Annotated in this window: 14 protein-coding genes; 10 read left to right on the plus strand and 4 right to left on the minus strand. The window is 66.5% G+C overall.

Annotation, left to right across the window (positions count from 1 at the left end; translation table 11 throughout):
* The first annotated feature begins 226 nt into the window (after positions 1–226).
* From NBY65_RS24450 to NBY65_RS24490, 9 genes are all read left to right on the plus strand, one after another.
* Positions 227–1,147 carry a class I fructose-bisphosphate aldolase gene (locus NBY65_RS24450; protein WP_150040910.1) on the plus strand — a complete coding sequence of 307 codons (921 nt, stop codon included), beginning with the start codon at positions 227–229 and terminating at the stop codon, positions 1,145–1,147.
* Between the two features lie 104 nt (positions 1,148–1,251).
* On the plus strand, positions 1,252–2,448 hold the full coding sequence (locus NBY65_RS24455; protein WP_456312388.1) for a 6-phosphofructokinase: 1,197 nt from the start codon (positions 1,252–1,254) through the stop codon (positions 2,446–2,448).
* Positions 2,449–2,535: 87 nt separating this feature from the next.
* The gene (gene gap / locus NBY65_RS24460; RefSeq protein ID WP_150040908.1) at positions 2,536–3,549 is read left to right on the plus strand and encodes a type I glyceraldehyde-3-phosphate dehydrogenase; all 1,014 of its coding nucleotides are present in this window, start codon (positions 2,536–2,538) and stop codon (positions 3,547–3,549) included.
* 81 nt (positions 3,550–3,630) lie between these two features.
* Positions 3,631–4,356, plus strand: coding sequence for a PIG-L deacetylase family protein (locus tag NBY65_RS24465; protein WP_162530550.1), 726 nt, complete (start codon positions 3,631–3,633; stop codon positions 4,354–4,356).
* Positions 4,357–4,381: 25 nt separating this feature from the next.
* Positions 4,382–4,687, plus strand: coding sequence for a cytosolic protein (locus NBY65_RS24470; RefSeq protein WP_150040906.1), 306 nt, complete (start codon positions 4,382–4,384; stop codon positions 4,685–4,687).
* Positions 4,688–4,851: 164 nt separating this feature from the next.
* Positions 4,852–6,432 (plus strand): rhodanese-like domain-containing protein, encoded by a 1,581-nt coding sequence (locus NBY65_RS24475; protein ID WP_150040905.1) that lies wholly within the window; start codon positions 4,852–4,854, stop codon positions 6,430–6,432.
* 123 nt (positions 6,433–6,555) lie between these two features.
* Positions 6,556–6,780: a hypothetical protein gene (locus NBY65_RS24480; RefSeq protein WP_150040904.1), complete on the plus strand. Its 225-nt coding sequence runs from the start codon at positions 6,556–6,558 to the stop codon at positions 6,778–6,780.
* Complete coding sequence (locus NBY65_RS24485) at positions 6,777–9,446, plus strand: ATP-binding protein (RefSeq protein ID WP_150040903.1); 2,670 nt, start codon at positions 6,777–6,779, stop codon at positions 9,444–9,446. Before NBY65_RS24480 ends, NBY65_RS24485 begins: the two co-directional genes overlap by 4 nt.
* A gap of 81 nt (positions 9,447–9,527) precedes the next feature.
* A complete protein-coding gene (locus NBY65_RS24490) occupies positions 9,528–11,363 on the plus strand; it encodes an adenylate/guanylate cyclase domain-containing protein (protein ID WP_162530549.1) in 1,836 nt (611 codons plus the stop codon).
* Here the strand turns inward: NBY65_RS24490 and NBY65_RS24495 are convergent.
* A complete protein-coding gene (locus tag NBY65_RS24495; RefSeq protein ID WP_162530548.1) occupies positions 11,311–12,012 on the minus strand; it encodes a Crp/Fnr family transcriptional regulator in 702 nt (233 codons plus the stop codon). The two genes, NBY65_RS24490 and NBY65_RS24495, sit on opposite strands and share 53 nt — an antisense overlap.
* A 279-nt stretch (positions 12,013–12,291) precedes the next feature.
* Here NBY65_RS24495 and NBY65_RS24500 point away from each other — a divergent pair, with 279 nt between their 5' ends.
* Positions 12,292–14,628: an SUMF1/EgtB/PvdO family nonheme iron enzyme gene (locus NBY65_RS24500; protein WP_150040900.1), complete on the plus strand. Its 2,337-nt coding sequence runs from the start codon at positions 12,292–12,294 to the stop codon at positions 14,626–14,628.
* Positions 14,629–14,762: 134 nt separating this feature from the next.
* On the opposite strand, the gene glf is transcribed toward NBY65_RS24500, so the two are convergent.
* The 3 genes from glf to NBY65_RS24515 form a co-directional block, all read right to left on the minus strand.
* Complete coding sequence (glf, locus tag NBY65_RS24505; RefSeq protein ID WP_150040899.1) at positions 14,763–15,914, minus strand: UDP-galactopyranose mutase; 1,152 nt, start codon at positions 15,912–15,914, stop codon at positions 14,763–14,765.
* A 135-nt stretch (positions 15,915–16,049) separates the two neighbouring features.
* Positions 16,050–17,069, minus strand: coding sequence for a UDP-glucose 4-epimerase GalE (gene galE, locus NBY65_RS24510; protein WP_150040898.1), 1,020 nt, complete (start codon positions 17,067–17,069; stop codon positions 16,050–16,052).
* A gap of 207 nt (positions 17,070–17,276) precedes the next feature.
* Positions 17,277–18,467, minus strand: coding sequence for a glycosyltransferase family protein (locus NBY65_RS24515; RefSeq protein ID WP_150040897.1), 1,191 nt, complete (start codon positions 18,465–18,467; stop codon positions 17,277–17,279).
* Between the last annotated feature and the right edge of the window lie 44 nt (positions 18,468–18,511).

Consider the following 18,511-nt stretch of genomic DNA (forward strand, 5'->3'; position numbering starts at 1 on the left):
CCGGGACCAGCGTCCGGGCGTCGAGGAAACCTGCAGGAAATGCCTTCGGACAGCGCCGGCCCGCGCCGATCTCCGCAAGCCCCTTTTCCCGCTCATCGCACCGGCGCGCCGCTCCGGCGCGCCATGCCCCGTCACACCGGCAGGCCCGTCTCCGCCTCTGCCAGGCGGCAGGGGCGCGGCGCCGGCCCCGGGACACAGCTTCTGCCGTCCACAGGAGTTCAGACCCATGCGCATCACGCCCGAGATCAGGAACATCCTCGATTGGTACGAGAGCGACAATCCCGGCACCAAGGCCAACCTGGCCCGCATCCTGATGGAAGGGCGGCTGGGCGGCACCGGCAAGCTGGTGATCCTGCCGGTCGACCAGGGCTTCGAGCATGGCCCCGCCCGCAGCTTCGCCCCCAACCCACCGGCCTATGATCCGCGCTATCATTTCGAGCTTGCCGTCGAGGCGGGGCTGTCCGCGTACGCGGCGCCGCTCGGCATGATCGAGGCCGGCGCGGCGAGCTACGCCGGCGCCATCCCGACCATCCTGAAGGTGAACAGCTCCAACAGCCTCGCCACCACCAAGGACCAGGCGGTCACCGGCAGCGTCAGGGACGCGCTGCGGCTTGGCTGTGCGGCGATCGGCTTCACCATTTATCCAGGCAGCGAATACGCCTTCGCCCAGATGGAGGAACTGCGCGAGCTGTCGGAGGAAGCGAAGGCGGTCGGGCTCGCCGTGGTGGTGTGGAGCTATCCGCGCGGCCCGCTGCTCGACAAGGCCGGCGAGACCGCGCTCGATATCTGCGCCTATGCCGCGCATATGGCGGCGCTGTCCGGCGCGCACATCATCAAGGTGAAGCCGCCCACCGACGTGGTCAGCCTCGACGCCGCCAAGAAGACCTACGAAAGCCAGCATATCGACCGCTCCACCCTGGCCAAGCGGGTCCGGCACGTGGTGCAGTCGGCCTTCGCCGGCCGCCGCATCGTGGTGTTCTCGGGCGGCGAGGCGAAAAGCCTCGAAGGACTCTACGAAGAAGTGCGCGGCCTGCGCGACGGCGGCGCCAACGGCTCGATCATCGGCCGCAACACCTTCCAGCGGCCCAAGGAAGAAGCCCTGGCCATGCTCGACCGGATCATCGCGATCTATCAGGGCAAAGACTGACCCGACCGACGGGCGGGGCGGCGTCACCGTCCCCGCCCGGTCTGTTTCGTTGCGGCCTGTCCCCATCCTCATCAACGGAGCATGCGGCTGTGTTGGAAGGAAAAGTGCTGGTAGCCCAGGGCGGTGGCCCGACCGCGGTGATCAACCAGTCATTGGTTGGCACGGTGCTGGAATCGCGGAAGTTCCGCAATGTCAGCCTGGTGTATGGCGCGCTGCACGGCGTGCGCGGCATCATCAACGAGGACTTCGTCGACCTGACGCAGGAGACCACCCATAACCTGGAGATGGTCGGCGAGACGCCCTCCTCGGCGCTCGGCTCCTGCCGCGACAAGCCAGACCTGAAATACTGCCAGGAAATCTTCAAGGTCCTGCGCGCGCACGAGATCCGCTACTTCTTCTACATCGGCGGCAATGATTCCTCCGACACCACCCGCATCGTCGCCGAGGAAGCGCAGAAGGCCGACCATCCGCTCGTCTGCGTGCACATCCCCAAGACCATCGACAACGACGTGGTGCTGAACGACCACACGCCGGGCTTTCCCTCGGCCGCGCGCTTCGTCACCCAGGCCTTTCTCGGCGCCAACCTCGACAATCGCTCGCTGCCGGGCGTCTATATCGGCGTGGTCATGGGTCGGCATGCCGGGTTCCTGACCGCCGCCGCGGCGCTGGGCAAGAAGTTCCCCGATGACGGGCCGCACATGATCTACCTGCCGGAGCGCACCTTCCGGCTGGAGAATTTCATCGCCGACGTGAAAAGCGCCTATGACCGGTTCGGCCGGTGCGTGGTCGCGGTGTCGGAAGGCATCCATGACGAGGCCGGCGTGCCGATCGCGACGCAGCTCGCCAAGCAGGTCGAGCGCGATGCGCATGGCAACGTGCAGCTCTCCGGCAGCGGCGCGCTCGCCGAACTGCTGTGCAGCGAGGTCAAGGAGAAGCTCGGCCTCAGCCGCGTGCGCGGCGACACGCTCGGCTACCTGCAGCGTTCCTTCATCGGCTGCGTTTCCGACATCGATCAGCGCGAGGCGCGGGAGGTCGCCGAGAAGGCGGTGCAGTTCGCCATGTGGGGTGAGACCAGCGGCTCGGTGATCATCGAGCGTACCGGCTATTACTCGGTGGATTATCGGCTGGTGCCGCTGGCGGCGGTGGCTGGCAAGACGCGCACCATGCCGGATGAGTTCATCTCTGCGAGCGGCACCGACGTGACCGATGCCTACCGCTTGTATCTTCGCCCGCTGCTCGGCAAGTCGATGCCCGACCAGTACCGCCTGCGCCGGAACACCGTGGCGAAGATCCTGACGTAAACCAGACCGGGACGGCGCCGGCCCGGGGCGAAGCGCCGGCGCAACAAGGCAAACAATCACGATCAGGCCGTAAGGGAAGACAACGTCATGGCGGTGAAAGTCGCGATCAACGGGTTCGGGCGCATCGGGCGCCTCGTGCTGCGGGCGCTGGTGGAAAGCGGGCGCGAGGACATCGAGGTGGTCGCCATCAACGATCTCGGCAGCCCCGACGCGAATGCGCACCTGCTTCGCTACGACAGCGTCCATGGACGCTTCCCGGGCGTGGTCGAGGTCGCGGGCGATACCATCACCATCCGTCGCGGCGGGCGGGTCTGGGGCCCGATCAAGGTTTCGGCCGAGCGCGACCCGACCAGGGTGCCGTACCAGGGCGTCGACATCGCCTTCGAGTGCACCGGCATCTTCACTTCCAAGGAGAAGGCGTCGGCCCTGCTGCAGGCCGGCGCGAAGAAGGTGCTGATCTCGGCCCCGGGCGAAGGGGCGGATGCCACCATCGTCTACGGCGTCAACCACAAGACGCTGACCCGCGACATGACCGTGGTGTCGAACGCCTCCTGCACCACCAACTGCCTCGCCCCGGTGGCCAAGGTGCTGCATGACAGCTTCGGCATCGAGCGCGGCTACATGGTGACGATCCATTCCTACACCGGCGACCAGCCGACGCTGGACACGCTGCACAAGGACCTGCACCGCGCCCGCGCCGCGGCGCTGTCGATGATCCCCACCACCACCGGTGCCGCCCGCGCGGTCGGGCTGGTGATGCCGGACCTGAAGGGCAAGCTGGACGGCACCGCCATCCGCGTGCCGACGCCGAACGTGTCGCTGGTCTCGCTCGACGTGGTGCTGAAGAAGCCGGCGACCAAGGAAGAGGTCAACGCCGCGGTGAAGGCGGCCTCCGAAGGCGAGCTGAAGGGGATCCTCGACTACAATACGGAGAAGCTGGTCAGCGCCGATTTCAACCACAGCCCGGCTTCCTCGACCTTCGATGCCACCCAGACCGCGGTCGTGGATGGCGCGCTGGTGCGGGTGATGAGCTGGTACGACAACGAATGGGGCTTCTCCAACCGCATGTCGGACACAGCCGCGTACTGGGGCCGGCTGTAACGGCGGCGATGTGCCAGCCCCCGACGCCAGGCGGCGGCGGGGGCGGCAGGAGCTGGGCATGATGGAATTGGGGATGGCATGATGCGCACGGACGAAATCCTCTGGCGGCTGCGGGACCTGCCGTGTGCCGACCTGGACACCATCGCCGCCGGCACGGCGTTGATCCTGGCGCCGCATCCGGACGACGAAAGCCTGGGCTGCGGCGGCCTGATCGCTGCCGCCAGCGTCCGGGGCCGGCCGCCGGTGGTCGTCGTGCTGACCGATGGGAACGAGCCGGAGGACGCCGTCGCCGGCGGTGCGCCGGTGCTGCTGCGGACACGGCACGAAGCCGAGACCCGCACGGCCACCGAACTGCTCGGCCTGCCGCGGGAGCGGTTGCATTTCCTCGGCCTGCCCAAGGCGCGGCTGCCGCAGTCCGGGCCCGGCTTCGACCAGGTGGTGGAGCAACTCGTCGCCCTGGCGCGCAGGCACGAGGTGGATACGGTCTGCACCACGTGGCAGCACGATCCGCATGCCGATCATGCCGCCGCGTACTGGATCGGTGCCGCCGTCGCACGCCGCATCGGCGGCAAGCTGCGCAGCTATCCGGTCTGGATCTGGACGCAGCACACGCGACAGGACCTGGCGGTCGAGGACATCGCCGGGTGGCGCCTCGACATCACCGCCGACCTCTCGCGCAAGCGTCGTGCCATCGCCGCGCATGCCTCTCAGTGTACGGCCCCGGCCGAGCCGGACGGGTGCCGGCTGTCCGCTGAAGTCATGCAGGTCTTCGACCGTTCCTTCGAGGTTTTCCTCCTGACTGAATGACAATGTCTGTTGCGGGAGATCATTCATGAATGCAATGCTGTTGATGACGGCCAGTGGCTCGGTGGTCTATTTGACCTCCTATCCGAGCATCACCGATCCTGCGCTGATCCAGCGGCTGCACCGCAAGGGAATCGGCAAGTTCATCGCCTACGAGATTCCGGTCGAGCTGGTACAGCAGCGCTATGGCGGGCATTTCACCGTCATCAGGCAGACCCTGGAAGAGCAGAACGGCCTGCGCATGCTCGATCTCAACGGGCAGCGCGCCTTCAAGCTGTTCCGCTTCGAGGAGCTGAAGGGCCCGATCCTGCACGAAGGTGAACTGGTCGAGTGAGGCGGGTCGGGCAGGATTCCTCCCAGGGGTCCGCCCACGCGGGGGCTTGGTGACAAGCCACTCCGGCCTGCCTAGTCTTCGCCCAAAACGGAGGAGGCCTTCATGAATGCTCCTGCTCCCGTGGCGGCGCGCAGCCCAGGCAGAATGCTCCCGGCGCCACGGCCATGAGATCCATCGACGCCGCCACCCTGCGGGGCTGGATCACCGATCGCCGGGAACTGGCCATCCTGGACGCACGGGAGGAAGGCGAATACGCCACCGGCCACCTGTTCTGGGCGGTGCCTTGCCCGTTGTCGCGCATGGAGATCCGCGCGCGGGCGCTGCTGCCCTCGCTCGCCACCCGCATCGTCTGCGTCGATGACGGACGGGAACTCGCCGTGCGCCTCGCCGGATGGCTGGAGAGCCTCGGCGCGGACGATGTGTCCGTGCTGGCGGGCGGCACGCCGGCCTGGCAGGCGGCGGGTTATCCGCTGTTCGCTGGCGTCAACCTGCCGTCCCGGGCCTTCGCCGCCTGGGTGGCGCGGCATGATGCCACCGAGGTCATCGCGGCGCCGGACCTCGCGCGCTGGCTGGAAACGCGCCACGACCTCGTGGTGCTGGACAGCCGCAGTCCCGAGGAATTCCGCCGCAGGGCGATCCCGACAGCGGTGAACGTGCCCGGGGGGGAGCTGGTCTACCGCATCGCCGACCTGGTGCCCGATCCGGACACGGTGGTCGTGGTCACTGCCGCGGCGCACACACGGGCAATCCTGGGGGCGGAGAGCCTGCGCCGGGCTGGCGTGCCCAACCGTGTGCTGGCACTGCGTGACGGCCTCATGGGCTGGGATCTGGCCGGCTTCGCGCTGGCGCAGGGCAGCGAGGCGCGCTTCCCGCCCGGCCGTCCCGCTTCCGCCGCGCTGGCGCTGGCGCGGGCGAAGGCATTTGCCGAGCAATCGGGCGTCGGCGTGATCGGGCCGCTCGACCTGGCGCGGTTCGAGGAGGATCCCGGCCGCAGTTGCTATGTGCTGGACGTGCGCGACCCGGCCGAGTTCGCGGCGGGGCATCGTCCGGGCAGCCTGTCGGCGCCGGGCGGGCAACTGGTGCGGGCCACCGATGCCTGGATCGCGGTGCACAACGCCCGCATCGCGCTGATCGACGACGACGGCGTGCGCGCCCGCATGGCGGCGGCCTGGCTGCGGCGGATGGGGCACCGCGACGTGTTCGTGGTGGAGGGCGGGCTGGACGAGGCCACGGTGCGCGGTCCGGGCGCGATCGGCGTGCCGGAGCTGCAGGCGCGGGTGGATTCCATTGATGCCGACGCGCTGGCCGCCTGCGGCGATGCCACGGTGGTGGATCTGGCGCGCAGCGTCGATTTTCGCGAAGGCCATATTCCCGGCGCGCTGTGGGGGCTGCGCACCCGGCTGGATTTGCTGCAGGACCGGCTGATGATGGCGCGGCTGGTGGTGTTGACCTCGCCGGATGGGATGCTGGCGCGGCTGGCGGTGCCGGAGGCGCAGGGACTGACGGGTGCGCCGGTGCGCGTGCTGGAAGGCGGCACGGCGGCGTGGTCGAAGGCCGCCCTCAAGCTCGAGCGTGACCACGGCACGCCGTCCGACGTGGCCTGCATCGATGTCTGGCTGAGCCCCTGCGACCGCAATGCCGGGGTGGCGGCGGCGATGCAGGAATTCCTGGAACAGGAGCGTGGCCTGGAGCGGGCGGCGGCACAGGACGGGACGGTGTCGTTCGGGCTTCCCGTGCCCGGGTGAGTGCCGCCGCGCGGTATCCGGTGCCGCCCCGATTGCCTCCCGCCTTGCGCTGGGGCTTGATCGCGGCACCGAGGATGTGATCCGGGCCATGATCAGGCTGCCGCCCTGCCGGCGAGGTCGCCAATGCCGGCGATGAACCCCGATCCCGACACGCGGGCGCGGCTGGGCGGGCTGTTCCTGCTCGGCCTGGTGCTGTTCCTGCCGCCGGTCATCGGCCTGCCCGGCGAGGCGACCCTGTTCGGCATCCCGGTGCTGTTCGTCGCCGTCTATGCGGGCTGGGCGGTGGTGATCCTGCTGCTCGGCGCCATTCTCCGGCGGGCGCGGCGGCGCGGCGGGGAGGGCGGATGAGCGGGATCGGCGTGCTGCTGCCGCTCGCGGCCTATGGGGCCCTGCTGTTCGCGGTGGCGGCGATCGCCGACCGCAGCCGTGCGCGCCCCTCCGCCGCCGTCTACGTGCTCTCGCTCGGTGTCTACTGCACCTCCTGGACCTATTACGGCTCGGTCGGCCGCGCCTCGGCGCGGGGGATCGACTTCCTGCCGATCTATCTGGGACCGACCCTGGTCTGCGTGCTCGGCTGGCCGGTGCTGGCGAAGATCCTGCGCATCAGCAAGGCGCACCGCATCACCTCGCTGGCCGACTTCATCGCCACCCGCTACGGGCGCTCGGCGCTGCTGGCGGGGCTGGTGACGCTGATCGCGGTGATCGGCTCGGTGCCCTACATCGCCCTGCAGCTCAAGGCGGTGTCCGCCAGCCTGATGGTGGTGCTGGGCGGCGGGGCAGGGTGGAGCGGCGGGATCGCCGAGGGCACGCTGGCCTTCGGGGCGGCGCTGCTGCTGGCGTTGTTCGGCGTGCTGTTCGGCACCGCCCATATCGATCCCGACGAGCATCATCGTGGCATGGTCGCGGCGATCGCGCTGGAATCGGTGGTGAAGCTGGTCTGCCTCGTCGCCGTCGGCCTGTTCACCGGGCTGGTGCTGTTCGAGGGCTTTCCGGATCTCTTCGCCCGCGCCGCCACTTTGCCGCAATGGCCGACCCTGGCCCGCCTCGCCACCCCGCCGGCGGAGTGGACCGGGCTGGTGCTGGTGGCGATGGCTGCCGCGATCTGCCTGCCGCGACAGTTCCACATGCTGGTGGTCGAGAACCGCGACGAGCGCCATCTCGCGCCGGCGATGTGGGGGTTCCCGCTCTATCTGTTCGTGATCAACCTGTTCGTGCTGCCGATCGCGCTGGCCGGGCTGCTGCTGCTGCCCGCAGGCAGCGACCGCGACATGGTGGTGCTGACCCTGCCGCTGTCGGCGGGGGCGCAGGCGCTGTCGGTGGCCGCGCTGATCGGCGGGTTGTCCGCCGCCACCGCCATGGTGGTGGTGGAGAGCGTCGCCCTCAGTACCATGGTCTGCAATGACCTGGTCATGCCGCTGCTGCTGCGCTTCGCGCCGGCGCGCCAGCGCGACCTGACCCGGCTGTTGCTGGCGATCCGTCGTGCCGCCATCCTCGGCGTGGTGCTGCTCGGCTTCCTCTATATGCAGCGCATCGGCAATACCCATGCGCTGGTCTCGATCGGGCTGGTGTCCTTCGCCGCCGCGGCGCAGTTCGCCCCGGCGATCCTGCTCGGGCTGTTCTGGCGGCGGGCCAGCCGGCCGGGCGCGATCCTGGGGATCGGCGCGGGGTTCCTGGTCTGGATGTACACGCTGTTCCTGCCGTCCCTGGCGCTGTCGGAGGTGCTGCCGCGCGACTTCCTCGAACGCGGCCTGTTCGGGCTCGACCTGCTGCGGCCACAGGCACTGTTCGGGCTGGCCGGGCTCGACCCGATCACGCACAGCCTGTTCTGGTCGATCCTGGCCAATGCGGGCCTGCTGGTGGCGGTCTCGGTGCTGCATCGTCCCACCGCGCTGGAGCGGGCGCAGGCCCGGGCCTATGTCGACGTGTTCGCCGTCCAGGCCACGCCCGGCCCCTGGCGCGGCGGGGCCCCGATCGCCGATCTCGCCGAACTGCTCGGCCGGTTCATCGGCCCCGAGCGGGCGCGCGAGCGGCTCGCCGCGGTGCTGCGCGCGCGCGGCGCCGACCCGCGCGCGCAGATGGCGGAGGCGGCGGTGGTGCAGGAGGTGGAGCGGTTGCTGGCCGGCATGATCGGCGGTGCCTCGGCCGGCGTCCTGGTTGCCTCGGTTGCCGGCGAGCGGCCGGTGGGCGTGGACGAGGTGATCCGGATCGTCGACGAATCCTCGCAGATCCGCGAGTACAGCCGCCAGTTGGAGCAGAAGTCGCGCGAGCTGGAAGCGACCACCGGGGAGCTGCGCCGCGCCAATGCGACGCTGCAGCAGCTCGACCGGCTGAAGGACGAATTCGTCAGCAATGTCAGCCATGAGCTGCGCACACCGCTGACCTCGATCCGCTCCTTCTCGGAGATCCTGCTGGAAGAGCCCGATCTCGATCCGGCACGGCGGCAGGAATTCCTGGGCATCATCCTGCGCGAGAGCGAGCGGCTGACCCGGCTGATCACCGACATGCTCGACCTGGCGAAGATGCAGGCCGGCGAGCTGCACTGGAATTTCGCGCCGGTCGATCTGGCGGCGATCCTGCGCGATGCCGCGGCGGCGACGGGGCAGCTCTTCCGGGACCGCAGCATCATGCTGTCCTGCGAGATCGCGACGGGGCTGCCGGCGGTGCGGGCCGATGCCGACCGCATCGCGCAGGTCGTGATCAACCTGCTTTCGAATGCGGTGAAGTTCTCGCCGGCGGGGACGGGGCGGGTGCGGCTGGTGCTGCGGCGGGCCGAGGGCGGGCAGGCGATCGAGGTGATCGACAATGGCCCGGGGATCGCGCCGGAGGACCAGGGAACGATTTTCGAGCGGTTCCGCCAGGCCGGCGGCGACACCCTGACGGGCAAGCCGGCCGGCACCGGGCTGGGGCTGGCGATCTGTCGTACCATCATGCAGCGGCACGCCGGCACGCTGGCGGTGGAAAGCCAGCCCGGTCGTGGGGCGATCTTCCGCGCGGTGCTGCCGGAGGACACATGAACGACGCGGCGTGAATAGGGCTTGCGTCGCCGCCGCGCCTGCCGCGAGAGTCGCGGCGCAATGGCATGGCAGCTTGCGCGCATGCGCCGATGGGCGGGCGGGGCGGCGCTGGTCCTGGCCTCGGCCACGATCCTCGCCTTTCTGCTGGTGCGTCCGCCATCCCCGCTCGCCGCCGCCGACCGGCTGTTCGACGCCGTGGCGTTCCGGCTGTTTGCCCCTCCGGAGCCGGCCGATCCGCGCGTTGTCATCCTCGCCATCACGCCGGAGACCCTGGCGGCCTTTCCCTATGTCGCGCCGATCGACCGCGGCTTCCTGGCCGGGCTGATCGACACGCTGGCCGGCGCCGGCGCCGCTGCCGTGGGGCTCGATGTGCTGTTCGACCGGCCGACCGAGCCGGAGAAGGACGCCGCGCTGCGCCAGGCGCTGGCCCGCCCCGACATCCCGGTGGTGGCGATCACGGTCGCGCCGGAGACCGACCTACCGCCGGAGCAGCGGCGCTTCCTGGAGGGGTTCCTGGCGATGCGGCGCACGGCCCTCGCCAATCTCGGCCGTGACCGCTTCGACGACATGGTGCGCACCCATGTGCCGGTCCATCCCGCGACCGGCCAACTGAGCCTGCCGGCAAGCCTGGCCGCGGTCGTGGGGATGACGGTGCCCACCGCGCCGTTCCCGATCCTCTGGCGGCCCGCCGGGACGCTGCCGGTCTATCCGGCCGAGGCCGCGGCGCTGCTGCCGCCGCACTGGCTCGCCGGGCGGGTGGTGCTGGTGGGCAGCATGATCCCGGGCATCGACGAGCACCGCACCCTGGCCTCCGCCTTCGGCCGGCCGAGCTTCGGGGTGGAAATCCATGCCGCGGTGCTGGCGCAGATGCTGGAAGGCCGTGCGGTGCCACCGGGGCCCTGCCCGGGTTGCGTCGCCACGCTCGCCGCCGCGACGCTGGGCACGGCGCTGGGGGGCATGCTCGCCGGTGCCGCCGCGGCGGCGGCCCTGACGCTGACGGTACTGTTGATTCCGGCGGCGGCGCTGGCCGCCGTCGCCGCCGGGCTGCCCGGCGTCTCCGTGGCCGCCCCCGTGCTGGCCTGCCTGCTCGCCGGGGCGCTCGCGCGCATCTGGCGCGGTCATGGCGAGCGGCGCGATCGGCGGACGCTGCGCGTGCTGTTCTCCCGCTTCGTCAGCGAGCCGGTGGTGGCGCAGATCCTCGCCCAGCGCGAGCTGTTCCTGGCCGGCGGCAGGCCGGTGCCGCAGCAACTGACCGCCACGGTGCTGTTCTGCGACGTGGCCGGCTTCACCTCGTTGTGCGAGCGCCTGCCGCCGGCGCCGCTGGTCGCCTGGCTCGATCGCTACATCGAGGCGATGGTGGCCGTCGTTGCCGCGCATGAGGGGGTGGTGTTGCGTTTCGTGGGCGACGGCATCCTGGCGGTGTTTGGGGCCCCGGTGCCGCGGCACGACGCCCCTGGCATTGCCACCGACGCGCGCAACGCGGTGCGCTGCGGGCTGGGCATGGAGGCGGAGATGGACCGGCTGAACGCGGCCTGGCGCGAGGCGGGGCTGCCGGCGGCGGGGCTGCGCGTGGGCATTCACACCGGTCCGCTGGTGGCCGGCAGCTTCGGCAGCGGCACGCACATGGAATTCTGCCTGCTCGGCGACACCGCCAACGTGGCGGCGCGGCTGGAGCAACTGGGCAAGCAGCAGGCGACCGGGCCATGCGGCTGCACCATCCTGGTGGGCGGGCCGACCTGGGAGCGTCTGGGCAAGGGCTTCGCCGGCCGCCCGGTGGGGGAGATCGCGCTGCGTGGCCGGCAGGCCGCCATTTCCGTCTGGCGGGTGGACCGCGCCGCGCAGGCGCAGGCGGAAGCGGAGGCGGCTACACTTCCGCTGCCGCGATGCTCTCCAGCATCTCCCGGTCGCGCAGGATGATGATGCCGGAGGTGACGGCGATGGTGCCGTCCTCCCGCCACTCGCTCAGCAGCCGGTTGATGCTCTCGCGGGAGATGCCGATCAGGCTGCCGATCTGTTGCTGCGACAGCCGGATCTCGATGCGCATCCCGCCCGCGACCTCGCGGCCGAAGCTGTCGGCCAGGCGCAGCAGGCCGCGCGCCAGCCGCGACGGCGCCTCGCGGAACAACGTGTCTTCCAGGTGCTCGCTGGTCTGGCGCAGGCGCTGGCACAGCACCGCGAACAGCCGGGCCATCAACTCCGGATTGCCGGCCAGGAACGGCATGAAGCGGTCGCGCTGCAGCACCAGCAATTCGGTCGGTTCCAGTGCCACGGCGTCGGCGGTGCGGGGCTGCCCGTCCAGCAGCGCGATCTCGCCGAACACGCCGCCGCGATCGATGATGTTCAGCACCAGTTCGCGACCTTCGGTGGAATAGCTGCAGATCTTCACCCGCCCGCGCAACACCGCCATCATGCTGTTGCCCGGATCGCCTTTCTGGAAGATGACCTCGCCGCCGCCACAGGTGATCACCGCCGCCCCGGTGGCCAGCCGCCGCAGTTCGTCCGCGTTCAGGTGCTTCAGCAGGAAATGACCGGCAAGGACGGCCTCGCGGCCGGCATGGGTCTGCATCCGTGTTCCCCTCGGGTCGCGCCCGCGGCGCTGGCGACATCGCGCTGGCCGGGGATCTTCCTGGAAGATCAGCGCGAACAACAGCGCGTATTTGGGCGAACAGTCGTCGTGTCGCACAACCGTCCTCACATGCCACTTTGAATTGAAGAAGTTGCGCGTGGATTGGCATAGTTGTTGTCTTGCCAATGCCTTGCACTTGCACAACCCTTCCTCTTCCATGCTACGGGCGGAGGTGACGGGCCTGCCCGATCATGCCCGCCCGACCATGGAGGTGACGCGATGCCCCGACGCCTTCAGGGCTGCCTGTCTGGTTTCGTCCTGGCCGTGCTGCTGGCCTGCGCCGTCCTGGCCTCGCCCTGGCCGGCCGCCGCGCAGCAGCAGGGGCGGATCGCCCTGGTGATCGGCATCGGCACCTATCAGAACGCGCCGCCACTCACCAATCCGGTCAACGATGCGCGCGACATCGGCGACGCGTTGCGCCGGCTGAACTTCGATGTCGAGGAGCTGTACGATCCGGACTTCCGTACGCTGACGCGCGGGCTGCGGGCTTTCGGCATCCGTGCCCAGCGCGCCGAGGCCGCCGTGGTGTACTACGCCGGCCACGGCGTGCAGGTGGACCACGAGAACTACCTGCTTCCCGCCGATGCGCGGCTCGAGCGTGAACGCGACCTGCTGTACGAGGCGCTGCCGCTGTCGCTGATGCTCGGCGAGGTGGCGCAGGCCGGCCGGATCGGCATCGTGCTGCTCGATGCCTGCCGCAACAATCCCTTCGTCGAGCGCATTGCCCGCTCGATGCCGCTGGCCGGCCGTGCCATTGCCACGCCGACGGGGCTGGCGCGCGTCGACGACGTGCCGCGCAACACCATGGTGATGATGGCCACCCGCGCCGATACCATCGCCGAGGACGGCACCGCCGGCCACAGCCCCTTCGCCGCGGCCTTGCTCGCGCATTTGCAGATCCCCGGGCTGGAACTCAGCCTGTTCTTCCGCAGCGTGCGCGACGCGGTGCTGAAGGCGACCGCCAACCGGCAGGAGCCCTATGCCTTTTCCTCGCTCGGGGCCGAGCCGTTCTACTTCTATCCGCGCCCGCCCAACCGTCCGCCCGTGATCGGCGCCATCCGCCCGCTGGAGGTGCCGGACAGCGCCGGCCCGACGCCGCTCGGCCTGCCGCGCCCGGTCGATCCCGACCAGGACCCGCTGAGCGTGCGGGTGATCGGCCTGCCGCGCAGCGGCGAGGTGCGGGTGGAAGGGCGCATCGTTGCTTCCGGCGAGGTGTTCTCGGTCGATCGCTTCATGACGGCGACCTTCAAGCCGGATGGCCGGGCGTTTGGCCCGGTCGGCACGCTTGACATCCTGGTGGAGGACGGGCGCGGCGGCGATCTCACCGCCAGCCTGCCGGTCGCGGTGCGGCCCGCCAACCGGCCCCCGGCGGTGGAGGCCCCGCGCACGCTGCGGCTTGCCCCCGCCGCGCTCGGCATCGGCGTGCCGAACGATCCCGACGGCGACACGCTGACCGTTACCATCAAGGCGCTGCCGCGCGGCGTGGTGCGGCTCGGCGGCACGGTGCTGAAGCCCGGCGACCGGCTGCGGCCGGAGGATCTGGCGCGGCTGAGCGTGATGCCGGAGGCCGGGCTGACCGGCAAGGCCGGCAGCCTGCGCTATCTCGTCGAGGATGGCCGCGGTGGGGCCGCCGAAGGCCGCCTCGACATCGAGGTCGCCGAGGCACCGGAAGTCACGCCGAATGCCCCCGCTACGCCGGCAACAACGCAGCCGGCCCCGCCACCCGCCGCGCCGGTCGCCTCCGTCCCCGAGGCGCATCGGTCGGCCGGGCAACTGGCCCTGGCCCAGCCGCCGCCGGCCGCACCGGACCGCGCCGCTCCGGCCCCGGCTTCCGGCCCGGCGGCCGCCACGGCCTTCCAGGACTGCGCCGATTGCCCGTGGCTGCTGCATGTTCCGGAGGGCAGCTTTACCATGGGCCAGGGAGCCCGCGAGCCGGAGGCATCGCCGGCGCACCGCGTGCAACTGCGCGGCTTCGCGCTTGGCCAGTTCCCGGTGACCATCGGTGAGTGGAAGCGCTGCCAGGCCGATCAGGGCTGCCGCTTCCTGCCGCGCATGGCGGAGGCGGACGAATACGTGCCGGTGCACAACCTGAGCTGGGACGACACCTGGCAATACCTGTCCTGGCTGTCGCGCAAGACGGGCCGGAAATACCGGCTGCCGAGCGAGGCGGAATGGGAATACGCCGCGCGGGCCGGCACCACCACGCGCTACTGGTGGGGCAACGAGGTCGGCGTGTCCCTGGCCAATTGCAGCGATTGCGGCGGACGGCAGGAGACTCATGCGCCGCTGCCGGTCACGAGCTTCCGGCCGAACGGCTTCGGGCTCTCCGGAATGCTGGGTGGGGTGGCGCAGTGGACGGCGGATTGCTGGGTCCCGAACTACCGGGGCGCGCCGGCGGACGGCAGTGCGCGCGAGGTCGCCGGTTGCCTCAAGCGGGTGCTGCGGGGCGGCTCCTTCCGCTCCGGCCGTGACGACATCACCGTGACCGCGCGCGGCAACTACGATGCGTCGGTGCGCTACATCGCCAACGGCTTCCGCGTGGCCCGCGACGAATGAGGGGGCTGGTTTTGTGGGGTGTCGTCCGGGGCTCTCGGCACACCGCGATACGCTACGGGGCCGTCCACACAAGACTATCACCCAGATGCCCACATAGCGCCAGACTTCAATAAGACATCACTTGGTACAATAATTCAAACGCTGATCTTTTCACCAACGCCGCATATTTGCTTCTGAAAGATTGTCAGCGCCTTTGCTACGGCCTGATCCATATTGTAATATTGATAGTTGCCAAGCCGTCCGCAAAAAATGACATCTGGTGCTTCCTTGGCTGCGAAATCACGATAACGGTTATAGAGATTTTGGTTATCATCCTGCGGGATCGGATAATAAGGAAGGCTAATGCCTGGTGTGTAGGCAGTGGGATATTCAATGGCGACTTTGGTCTTTCCTTCCCACTCATGGGTCATATGGCCCATTTCGGTGATTCTGGTAAAGGCGTGTTCATTTGGATAATTGACCTGAGCCACAGGCTGATGCCTGGATTGCGCATAAGTCTGGAACACGAAATCCAGGCTGCGGTAGGGAAGGGCTCCGAATTCGCAGCGGAAAAATTCATCAATTGGGCCAGTGAACACGATTTTTTTGTAAAATGAGCTATCCCGAACCGATGCCCAATCCGTGCCCAGTTCAACGTCGATGTTCTCATGGCTCAAGATTCGTTTGACCATATTGGTATAGCCGCCGACGGGCATGCGCTGGAAAGAATCGTTAAAGTAACGATCGTCATAACTGATATGAACGGGAACACGAGCCGTTACCGAGGGAGCCAGCATCTCAGGCGGCATGCCCCATTGCTTCAGGGTGTAACCAAAAAAAACATTATCAAATACAAATTGCGCTAAATCGCGCAATTCCCCTTCCGTGTTCTTCATCATGGACAGGATCGGCACCTTCGCCCCATAGCCGTAACGCCGTATCAGTGCCTCCTGCAGCCGCCCCGCTCTAGCGGCATCGAAACAAATCTGCAGCGATATCAAGTTGAAAGGAATGGGAACCAGTCGACCATTGATCATACCTCGCACCCGGTGCTCGTAATCGTACCATTCTGTGAATCGAGAAAGATACGATACGACCATTTCAGAGTTTGTATGGAATATGTGCGGGCCATAATGGTGGTACAGAATACCATCGTCATCCCGGCCATCAAAAATATTGCCGGCTGGATGCGAACGACGATCGATCACGAGGACTTTCTTGTCCAGTACCGAAGCCAGTCGCTCGGCGATGACGGTCCCGGTCAATCCTGCGCCGACCACCAGCCAATCATATTTTTTCGCGGTCATCGCGATGCTCCGATTTGCCAAAGAAAAATTGGGAATGCATCATGCGCTGTACATTCTCTGGCCGATGCCAGTGAACACAACAACATGCTGCTGCAGTACGGGCGCCCTTCTGCGTCCAGCGCCGAAGCAAGGCCGTCAGTCCTGGAAAACTTCACCAATATGCAGTTGGGCCAAGTCCTGGCCGTCGATGTAGGTGTTCCAGGCTGTCTGAACCATGTACGTAATGTCTTTGATCTCGGCAGTAAATCCAAGCACCTCACGTGCCCGGGCAGGGTCGGCGAACAGAACCGCCGGATCGCCGGGGCGACGAGGGGCAAGTCTGCGCGGAAGCGGCCGGCCAGTCACTCGCTCTACCGCCCTGATGATTTCCATCACCGACGTGGGTTGCCCTGTGCCTAGATTGAGGCGGCAATTTTTGCCACCTTTGAGCAAGTATTGTACAGCCTGAATGTGGGCCCTGGCCAGATCATTGACATGGATGTAGTCACGAATGCACGTGCCATCGGGCGTGTCGTAATCATCACCGAACACCTCAAGATGCGGGATCTGCCCGGTTACCGCCATGAATGCACGCGGGATCAGGTGGAATTCGGGGTCATGCCACTCGCCGATCTCACCGTCCGGATCACTGCCGCAAGCATTGAAATAGCGTAACGCCGCATACTGAAACCCATATGCACTGGCATAATCCTCAAGGATCTGCTCAATCATCCACTTTGTGCGGCCATAGGGGTTGACGGGTGCCTGAGGCTCGGCTTCCCGAATAGGGCTGGTCTTCGGTTCCCCATAAGTGGCGCATGTACTGGAAAACACCATGGTCCGCAGATCGGTCCGCCGCATGGCTTCCAGTAAAGAAAGCGTGCCACTAACGTTATTAGTGTAATATTTCCCTGGGTCACGGACGGATTCACCGACATAGGCGAAAGCAGCGAAATGGATCACCGCGATCGGCCGGTACACGGCAAGGGCACGGTCAAGGGAATCGCCGTCGCCAATGTCACCGACGACGAGAGGTCCCCATCTGACGGCTTTTTCATGGCCGAGCGCCAAATTGTCGAACGCCACAGGAATATAATTGGCTTTTGCCAGGGCCTTGCAGGCGTGACTGCCAATATAGCCCGCACCCCCGGTTACCAGGACGTGGCGTCGTTCCATGTATTTTTCTCCGATGGAAATATTTCTGGTGGAATTGCTTAAAATAATATCAGAATGACAAATTATCAGAGATTCAGCAAAATCTGATGTATCATATTCAATAGTGCAGCATCATAGATTTTGATGGAACCGGAATATTCCGGAGTGCTTCTGGTGAACTTCGGGGCGGGCCGCCTGGTTGCTCCGACCCGCCTCCGGCATCGATAATTACGACGAAAGGTATTCCGTGACCTGAAGAATGCGCTGGTCCCATGCGTGCAGGGAATTCGTTCTTTTCAGTCCTTCCAATGCGATTTCTTCAAGTCTTCCGTGGTGCTCCGCGACAACGTCGGCAATATCATCGCCATTCTGTGCATAGCACAGGCAGGCTTCCGCATGGGGCAAAGCGGAAGTGGCGAAGCGATTGTGCTGGGTCAAGGAAACAGCTCCCGCCACCGCCGTATTGAACACCCGATCGTGCACGCCGAAATCCCAATTGGGATCCACGTTGAGACCGAGGCGCGAACGTCGGAAGATCTCATGCTGATCTTCGTATTTTCGTGAGCCATGAATGACAAGACCGGGGATGTCACCGGCCAACTGATCCCATCCGGCGCCGAACGCATTGATCTTGTGACCGGAGAGCTTCCGGACAATCTGCAGGCGCCGGTAACGCTTGATCAAAGAATCTACGTCGACGCTGAGCTTCTGCCAACGCAGATCAAACAAAACATCCTCTGCCTTCAGATTGAACTCTTTCATCAGTTGCAGAGTCACGTTCCCGCTGGTCGGATTATTCAGAATCTCATTCACGACTGCTATCAGAGTTTCCAGAGAAACCATGCTGCTGTCGTAGCTGCGGAAGCTCTCTTCCACGGTCTCACGGATATGTTGGGCCGAGAGTTCCCTGCCGACATTGCCGAAAATGGAGATTTCCAGGTCACGCTCGGCCCAGGGGCGATCGCAGAGGTGAGGGGGCATCGCGCCGAACGGAAGGAACATTGTACTGACAGGCTTGCCGCGGCGCCGTGCCGCTTCACTCAACAGAGATTGATAATCCGCGTCGGGCAGCCCAAAAACCAATTTGTTTTCCGTTTCAAAAAGCAATTTTTGCATTAATGGAGAATTAATATAATAAATTGGGGCGTCCAGTAAATAAACAAAGTATTTTATTGGCAAGATGTCCCAAATCGGTGCGTTGTTGACATGCAAATTGAGCGCGGCGTGGGTTAGCGAAAAGCCGAAGGCGATTTGCCGGGAACGAAAAAGATTCTGGAGATTTTCATGAAAATCCGGCGCAGACGCGCATATATGGATAACGTTAAAGCCATGTCTTGAAAGCGCCCAATCAATCATCTTCGCAAAATTCTGAGTAACATTTTCTCCGTGCATCCAGTAAAATAATGGAACAGTCTTCATATCAATTACTTTCCTTTACAAAATACCAAAATGTAGCAATATAA

Source organism: Rhodovastum atsumiense (assembly GCF_937425535.1).
Taxonomy (GTDB): Bacteria; Pseudomonadota; Alphaproteobacteria; order Acetobacterales; family Acetobacteraceae; genus Rhodovastum; species Rhodovastum atsumiense.

What these genes read in the sequence shown, in the direction of transcription:
- NBY65_RS24450 (WP_150040910.1), top strand. Translation starts at nt 227, where the DNA reads ATGCGCATCACGCCCGAGATCAGGAACATCCTCGATTGGTACGAGAGC.
- gap (WP_150040908.1), top strand. Translation starts at nt 2,536, where the DNA reads ATGGCGGTGAAAGTCGCGATCAACGGGTTCGGGCGCATCGGGCGCCTC.
- NBY65_RS24465 (WP_162530550.1), top strand. Translation starts at nt 3,631, where the DNA reads ATGCGCACGGACGAAATCCTCTGGCGGCTGCGGGACCTGCCGTGTGCC.
- NBY65_RS24470 (WP_150040906.1), top strand. Translation starts at nt 4,382, where the DNA reads ATGAATGCAATGCTGTTGATGACGGCCAGTGGCTCGGTGGTCTATTTG.
- NBY65_RS24475 (WP_150040905.1), top strand. Translation starts at nt 4,852, where the DNA reads ATGAGATCCATCGACGCCGCCACCCTGCGGGGCTGGATCACCGATCGC.
- NBY65_RS24480 (WP_150040904.1), top strand. Translation starts at nt 6,556, where the DNA reads ATGCCGGCGATGAACCCCGATCCCGACACGCGGGCGCGGCTGGGCGGG.
- NBY65_RS24485 (WP_150040903.1), top strand. Translation starts at nt 6,777, where the DNA reads ATGAGCGGGATCGGCGTGCTGCTGCCGCTCGCGGCCTATGGGGCCCTG.
- NBY65_RS24490 (WP_162530549.1), top strand. Translation starts at nt 9,528, where the DNA reads ATGCGCCGATGGGCGGGCGGGGCGGCGCTGGTCCTGGCCTCGGCCACG.
- NBY65_RS24495 (WP_162530548.1), bottom strand. Translation starts at nt 12,012, where the DNA reads ATGCAGACCCATGCCGGCCGCGAGGCCGTCCTTGCCGGTCATTTCCTG.
- NBY65_RS24500 (WP_150040900.1), top strand. Translation starts at nt 12,292, where the DNA reads ATGCCCCGACGCCTTCAGGGCTGCCTGTCTGGTTTCGTCCTGGCCGTG.
- glf (WP_150040899.1), bottom strand. Translation starts at nt 15,914, where the DNA reads ATGACCGCGAAAAAATATGATTGGCTGGTGGTCGGCGCAGGATTGACC.
- galE (WP_150040898.1), bottom strand. Translation starts at nt 17,069, where the DNA reads ATGGAACGACGCCACGTCCTGGTAACCGGGGGTGCGGGCTATATTGGC.
- NBY65_RS24515 (WP_150040897.1), bottom strand. Translation starts at nt 18,467, where the DNA reads ATGAAGACTGTTCCATTATTTTACTGGATGCACGGAGAAAATGTTACT.